This is a genomic window from uncultured Nevskia sp. (genome assembly GCF_903885465.1).
Lineage (GTDB): Bacteria > Pseudomonadota > Gammaproteobacteria > Nevskiales > Nevskiaceae > Nevskia.
The window spans coordinates 20,658-28,061 of the sequence record NZ_CAISIQ010000130.1; the positions used below are offsets into that span (position 1 = coordinate 20,658).

Annotated in this window: 6 protein-coding genes; all 6 read right to left on the reverse strand. The window is 64.9% G+C overall.

What is annotated here, in order from left to right; translation table 11 throughout:
• Positions 1-24 precede the first annotated feature (24 nt).
• Positions 25-3,711, reverse strand: coding sequence for a PAS domain S-box protein (locus QZY06_RS04785; RefSeq protein WP_295680894.1), 3,687 nt, complete (start codon positions 3,709-3,711; stop codon positions 25-27).
• 118 nt (positions 3,712-3,829) lie between these two features.
• A complete protein-coding gene (flhB, locus tag QZY06_RS04790; protein WP_295680897.1) occupies positions 3,830-4,972 on the reverse strand; it encodes a flagellar biosynthesis protein FlhB in 1,143 nt (380 codons plus the stop codon).
• 3 nt (positions 4,973-4,975) lie between these two features.
• Positions 4,976-5,749: a flagellar biosynthetic protein FliR gene (gene fliR, locus QZY06_RS04795; RefSeq protein ID WP_295680899.1), complete on the reverse strand. Its 774-nt coding sequence runs from the start codon at positions 5,747-5,749 to the stop codon at positions 4,976-4,978.
• 118 nt (positions 5,750-5,867) lie between these two features.
• Complete coding sequence (gene fliQ / locus QZY06_RS04800) at positions 5,868-6,137, reverse strand: flagellar biosynthesis protein FliQ (protein WP_022975046.1); 270 nt, start codon at positions 6,135-6,137, stop codon at positions 5,868-5,870.
• Between the two features lie 10 nt (positions 6,138-6,147).
• Positions 6,148-6,894, reverse strand: coding sequence for a flagellar type III secretion system pore protein FliP (gene fliP, locus QZY06_RS04805; RefSeq protein ID WP_295680903.1), 747 nt, complete (start codon positions 6,892-6,894; stop codon positions 6,148-6,150).
• A 170-nt stretch (positions 6,895-7,064) separates the two neighbouring features.
• Positions 7,065-7,404: flagellar biosynthetic protein FliO (fliO, locus tag QZY06_RS04810; RefSeq protein WP_295680905.1), on the reverse strand; the 340-nt coding region annotated here is incomplete at its 5' end.

Here is a 7,404-nt window from a genome sequence, read left to right on the forward strand (position 1 = left end):
TGCATGATAGTCCACCTCGCCGCGCTAGAGCTTGACCAGCCCCACCGCAACCTCCAGCCCAGGGACAGCGCCGGCACTGCAGACCCGATTGCGGCCGGTGCGCTTGGCGGTGTACAGCGCGTCGTCAGCGCGCTGCAGCGGGCTGACCTGGAGTTCGACATCGCGTGGATAGCCAGCGACGCCGATCGAGACGGTGACGGGCGGCAGAACGCGGCCACGGCTATGCACGCGCAGTTCGGCGATCTCCCGGCGGACCCGCTCGGCGCAGCGCATCGCCTGGCTGCCGTCCGGATGCTCGCCGTCGTCGATCAGCAGCACGAATTCCTCGCCCCCGAAGCGGAACGCCGCTTCTCCCGCGCGTACCGATTCCTGCAGATGCCGGGCGGTCTCGCGCAGCACTTCGTCACCGGTCTCGTGGCCATGTTGATCGTTGATCCGCTTGAAGTGATCGATGTCGATCATCAGCACCGAGAAGCCGCGGCCGCTGCGATCGTGCTCGGCCATCCGGGCGCGCAGCAGTTCGTCGAAATGACGGCGGTTGTAGAGGCCGGTCAGCGGATCGCGGATCGCCTGGCGGCGCAGTTCCTCACGCAGCCGGACATTGCCGATCGCCAGGCCGATCTGCTCGACCACCGAACTGAGCAAGGTTTCGTCCGGCGGCTTCACCAGACTGCCGATGCGTTCCGACCAGGCGAGATGCATCAGGCCGACCGTGCTGCCGAGTGCGGTGATCGGCACGCAGGTATGCGGATCCCGACCATCGGCATGGCCATCGAGATGCGGACACAGATGCGGATGCGCGGGATCGTCGATACGCAGCCGCTGACCGCGACGCAGCGCCCAGCAGTCGTCGGTACTCAGCGTCTCCATTTCCAGCTGGCGAGAACCCCATTCGGCAACAATCGAGAACGAAGGATTCTTGCCATCGCCGAGCCAGAGGGCGCCACCGTAGCCGTTGAACAGACGCGGTAGATAGTCGCGAACGATACTGCGTGCCTCGACACTGTCGATGGCCGCTGCCAGCAGGCCGGTCATCTTGTTCAGCAGGCTCAGTTCCTGATTGCGTTCGACCCAGCTGTGCACGGTGTCGTTGAGCTGGCGGGTGCGCTCGGTGACGCGCTTTTCAAGATCGGCATTGAGGCGCTTGATCTGCGCTTCTGCATGACGCTGCTCGGTGATGTCGACCACCACCAGCGACAGGCGAACGTTGTCGCCGGTGCTGCCATCGTCGAGCCGGCGCGCGTACAGCGATACCCAGACCGGTTGGCCGTTGTGATGGCGATAGCGCTTGACGAAGTTGTAGTCGTCAATCTCGCCGCCCACCAGGCGCGCGCGTTCCATAGCTTCTGCGGCGCGGTCCTTGGGATCGGTGATTTCCTCGCAGCGGTGCTGCAGCAGTTCCTCGGCACCGTAGCCGACGATCTCGCGAAAGCGCTGGTTGACCATCAGCCAGTTGCCCTGGGCATCGATCATCGCGATGCCGACCGCGGCCTGTTCGAAGATGCACTGGAAGCGCGCCTGACTATCGCGCAGCTCACCCAGCATTACCTGTTGATTGCTGACATCGCTGGCCATCGACAGCACCGATTGCACTTCGCCGTTGGCGCCGCGCTGTATCGAGCTGTGCCACTGGCACCAGACAGTATTGCCGTCGCGATGATAGTTGCGGCAGATGGTCTGGATGGTGGGCAGCGGGCTGTCGAAGATGGTCTGTGCCACATCGGTGACGCGGTCCAGATCGTCGTCGTGGAAAAAGCGCCAAGCAAACGGGCTTTTGCCGACCACCTCGGCCTCGCTCCAGCCGAACATCTGCATAGCATGCACGGACCAACGCTTGACTCTCAGATCCGGTGTCCATTCGATGACCGCCAGCGGCGTGTTGTCGAAGTGGAACTCGCGAACCCGCTGGTGTTCCAGCGCCAGCTGTTCGGCACGCTTGCGCTCGCCGATGTCCTCGATCACCGAGACGAAACGCATCGGCGTGATCGCGGTGGCATCGATGCGCCCGACATGCAGGCGTACCCAGATGATGCCGCCGTCCTGGCCGAGGTAGCGTTTTTCCATTGTGTAGCCGGGCAATACGCCGGCAGCTACGGCCCCTGCTTGGGCGACATCAAGCGCGAGATCTTCCGGGTGGGTGATCGACTGGAAATCGGTACTCAGCAGCTCCGCTTCGCTACGGCCGAGAATGTCGCAGAAGCGGCGGTTGACGCTGAGCATGTGACCGTGGGCATCCAGCATCGCGATGCCGACCGCGGCCTGTTCGAAGATCGCGCGCAATTCACGGCGGCTCTCGTCGAGCCGCAGATTGTTGGCCAGATATTCGGTGACATCGAACCCGGCGGTGAAGAAGAACTCTGGCCGTCCATCGGCGCCGGCCAGCGAGTGGCTATGCCAGCGGTACCAGGCCAGGTGGCCATCGCGATGGCGAGTGCGGCGCAGGCTTTCGACCGCGCTGCGCTGGCCGCTCAGGAACTCGCTCATCACCTGCTCGTGATTCTCGGCCTCGTCGGCATCGAGCACACCGACTTCACGCAGGGTTCGCCCGACGACCGCTTCCGCCGGCCAGCCGAGCATGTCTTCTGCCTGCTTGGACCAGCGGCACACGCGCAGATCGCGATCCCACTCGATCATCGCCAGCGGCATGTTGTCGATATGGAAATCGCGGATCCGTTGCAGTTCCTGAGTCTCCTGCTCGGCCTTCTTGCCTGCGCCGATGTCGATCGCCATCACCACCGCTGCCGACGGCAGTTCGGCCGATCCGGGGACTTGCTCGAAATGCAGGCTGACCCAGATCAGGTCACCGTCGCGACGCAGCCACTGCCGCTCGACCGAATAGCGCGGCTGTTCGCCGTTGATGAAGTTGTCGAGCCTCTGGCGGGCAGCCTCGCGGGCCCCCGGCACCAGCAGCTGCAGCAGCGACATGCCCTCCAGTTGCTGCAGGCTGTAGCCGGTCAGCTCGGCCATCCGACCACTGGCGATCTGCCAGCAGCCATCGGCACCGATCAGGCCGACGCCGGCGGTGGATTGTTCGAAGACGATCCGGAAGCGCTGCTCGTTGACCAGCGCCGACAGCCGGCCCGCGCGTTCGATCTCGGCCAGCCGCGCATGGGCGTCGACCAGCGCCCGCTGCTGCCGGGTCCAGCCGGTGAGCAGCGCGACGAACAGGCCGTGACCGAGCCAGACGTAGATCAAGGTCGCCATCAGGAACGGCCGCGGCGGCTCGGCGTCGAACAGCGACAGACTGCCGAACGTGACCAGGCTCGCCAGCGCCAGCCAGGCAGCGACGCTGCAGCGCATCGATGCCGGGTTCGGCAGCAGGATGGCCAGCATCAGGTACACCACGGTGTAGTACGCGTACGCCGGCATGAACAGGCTGTGCGTACTGTCGGCAAAAGTGTCGTCGATGAACACCATCGCCACCCGGAGCAGCAGCATGCCGATGGTGATGCCGAGGGTCAGCGCCGCGGCCAGCCCATAGGAAAGCCGGCGCCGCGAGAACAGCAATGCGGTCAGCAGCATCAGGACGCCGCTGGCGGTGAAGGCAAGCGGCTCCCAGGCCATCACCTGGGGCGGCGCCGGCAGGGCCAGTGCCGAAGTCAGCAGCAGCAGGCCGACCAGGATCGCCGTCATCACCAGGATCCGATCGCGGCCCGCCGACAACAGTCGCCCAGCCGCGGTCCGTTCGGCGCTCTTGATGGCGGCGCTCATGGCGCGGAATGCGGAATCAGCGGATTCATCGCAACTCTCGGTTGCCGGGATTACGGCAGATGCAAACGTAAACCTGCAGTTTTTGTTCCACTAAGCTCGGTAGCACGCATATGGCCGGTCACTCCAGTCGTACCTCGGGCAGCGGATCCGGCTCGCCGCCGGGCACATCGCCGACTTTCGGCACCAGCGGCCGCTCGCCGCCGCGCCAGGCCTTGAGCTGGTAGACGTAGGTCAGCACCTGGGCCACGGCGGCGTAGAGCGCGGTGGGAATCTCCTCGTCCAGATCGCAGCCGCGATACAGCGCGCGGGCCAGCGGCGGCGCTTCGATCAGGGTGATGCCGTGGGTCTTGCCCAGCTCGCGGATCGCCGCCGCCACGGTATCGACACCCTTGGCGATCACCACGGGTGCTCGTCTGCCACCAGCCGTGTACTTCAGCGCCACCGCGTAATGCGTGGGATTGGTGACGATGACATCGGCGCCCGGCAGCTTTTCCATCATCCGGCGCTGCGACATCTGCTGTTGCAGGCGGCGAATGCGGCCCTTCACTTCCGGGCTGCCTTCGCTCTGCTTGTACTCCTGCTGAACTTCCTGACGCGACATCTTCAGGCGCTTGGCATTGCTGAAGATCTGCCAGGGCACGTCGATGGCCGCGATCAGCGCCAGCGACGCGACCATCCACATGAAGGTCGACGCGACCATCGCCAGACCGTGGCCGATTGCCTGCCGCGCCGGCTCCATCGCCAAGGACAGCAACTCGCCACGCAAACCCCACCAGGCGATGCCGGACACCAGGCCGACGAGACAGAACTTGGCGATGCTCTTGCTCAGCTCGACCAGACTGTTGCCGGAGAACAGGCGGCCCAGACCGGTGACTGGATTGAGCCGGCCGAAGTCCGGCTGCGCTGCCTTCCAGCTCAAGTTCCAGCCGCCGATCAGCATCGGTGCGACCAGCGCCGCGAACAGCGTCGCGAACAGGATCGGCGCGACGATCGTCAGGCCGGCGCCGAAGCCGGATAGCAGCAGCGTCGGCATCTGGCCGGGATCGGCCAAAGTGGCCGCATCGAAGCTCAAGGAACGGCTCATCGCCTGATAAGCGCTGGCACCGACCTTCGCCCCGTAGCCAGTGATCAAGGCCGCGCCAACGCCCATCACCACCGCCGTGCTCAGTTCGCGCGAGCGCGGGAGTTGTCCTTTCTCCCGGGCTTCGCGCTTGCGTTTTTCGGTAGCGGGTAAGTTCTTTTCCTGGGCGCTGTCTGACACCGATCAGCCTCCAAGCAATGCAGCGAGCAGCGCATAGCTGTCGTCGAGCATCCGCGCCATCACCGCTGCCAATCCCGGCAGGCTGAAGCGCAGCAGCAGCAGGCCGGAAGCCAGCGCGATCGGGAAGCCGACCGACAAGGCCGACAAGGCCGGTGCCGAACGGCTCATCACGCCGAACGCCAGATTGACCAGCAGCAGCGCGATCACCACCGGCAGGCCGATCTGCACGCCGCCGGCAAACAGGCTGCCGCCCCAGCGCGCCAGCGCGAGGAAGTTGTCGGCATTCAGGCCGGGCCCACCGACCGGCATGCTGATGAAGCTCGCATGCAGCGCTTCGATCAGCCGCAGATGGCCGCCGGTGGACAGGAACAGCAAGGTGCCGAGCACCATCAGCAACTGACCCACCACCGGCGTGCCGGCACCGCGCAAGGGATCGACGAGTTGGGCGAACGACAGGCCCATGCCGTAGGCAATCAACTCGCCGGCCAGCACCACCGCCTCGAACACCAGCATCAGCACGAAGCCCATCGCCACGCCGATGACCATCTGCTTGCCGATCTCCAGCCACCAGCCGGCTTCGAACGGCGCCAGGTACGGAGGTGTCGGCATGGTCGGCGCCATGACCAGGGTCAGCAGCACGGTCAGCACCACACGGATGCGCACCGGCACCACCCGCGCGCCAAGCACCGGTGCGATCGCCAGCACGCCGCCGATACGCACCAGCGGCCAGAACCAGCTTTCCAGCCAGCCGATGATCTGGGCGTCGGAGAAGGTCATGGGTGAAGCGTTGCGCTTTGCGAGCACTGCTCGCTGCACCGCTGAACGCCAGGCCATGGATCGCCGGGCTGGGGGTGGAGATATAGGCAAGGTCTCGCCATGAATGGCATCTCCGCGCTCAATGAATCAGCGCAGGAATGCTTTCATACAGACGCCGCGTGAACTCGGTCAGCAGGCGCAGCATCCACGGCCCGGTGAACACCAGCACGACGGCGGTCGACAGCAGCTTCGGGATGAAGCTCAGAGTCTGTTCGTTGATCTGAGTCGCGGCCTGAAATACGCCGATCAGCACGCCGACGGCGAGCGCCGTCAGCAGCAGTGGTGCTGCAAGCATCAACACGAGTTGAAGTGCTTGCGATCCGGTGGTGAGTACCGTTTCTGGCGTCATGTCGGCAGGCTCAGTTGACGGCGAAGCTGGCCGCCAAGGTGCCCATCACCAGCGACCAGCCATCGACGAGCACGAACAGCATCAGCTTGAATGGCAGCGAAATGATCACCGGGCTCAGCATCATCATGCCGAGGCTCATCAGCACGCTGGCGATCACCAGATCGATGACCACAAATGGGATGAACAGCAGGAAGCCGATCTGGAACGCCGTGGTCAGCTCGCTGGTCAGGAAGGCGGCGGCGAGCACGGTGAATGGCACGTCCTCAGCACTTGCGTAGGGACCGTTGCCAGCGATCTTCGAGAAGCTCATCAGATCCGCTTCGCGGGTCTGCGCCAGCATGAAGCCGCGCATCGGAACAGCCGCTGCTTTCAGCGCCGGCTCGAAAGCCAACTCACCATCGAGATAGGGTTTGGCGGCGTTGTCATAGACCTTCTCGAACACCGGCTGCATGACGAAGAAGGTCAGGAACAGCGACAGGCCGACGAGAATCTGGTTCGATGGCGTGGCGCCGGTGCCGAGCGCCTGCCGCAGCAGGCCGAGCACAACGACGATGCGGGTGAACGCCGTCATCGCCAGCAGCCCGGCCGGCAGCAGGGTCAGCGCCGTCATCATCAACAGCACTTGCAGGCTTAAGGAATAGTTCTGGCCACCGCCCGGTGCCGGGCTGACGTTCAGCGCCGGCAGGCCCTTGGTCTGGGCCAGCGCATCGGCAATCGGAAACAGGATCGCTAGCGCTATGACAAAACTCTTCGTCATTCCCGCGCAGGCGGGACCGATTCGCCGGGAGCGAATCGGAGCGCAAGCCTGCGCAAGCAGGCTGAGCGCAGGGATGCGCTCAGCAATCCAGTTTTCGCGCCTCGGCGCACTGGTCAAAACTGGATTCCCGCCTTCGCGGGAATGACGGCACTGAACGGTCACTTTCCGCGTCACGACTTCTGCCCCAAGGACCGCTTCAGCACATCGCGAAACGCAGTCGCGATCGGCGGGGCATCGGTGGCCGCTTCCGGTACGGCCGCGACCGGCGGCTCGGCGAACACATGCAGCGTATTGACGCCGCCCGCCGACACCCCGATCAGCAGATGCTGACCACCCGCTTCGATCATCAGCACCTTCTCCTTCGGCCCGACCTGCAGACCGGCATGGATGCGCAGATTCGCCGGGCCGCCAAGGCGCACGCCCTGCACGCGCTTGAGTAGCCAGGCGAGCGCGAAGATCAGGCCCAGCACCACGATTAGCGACAGCGCGGTCTGGCCCAAGCTGGGCAGC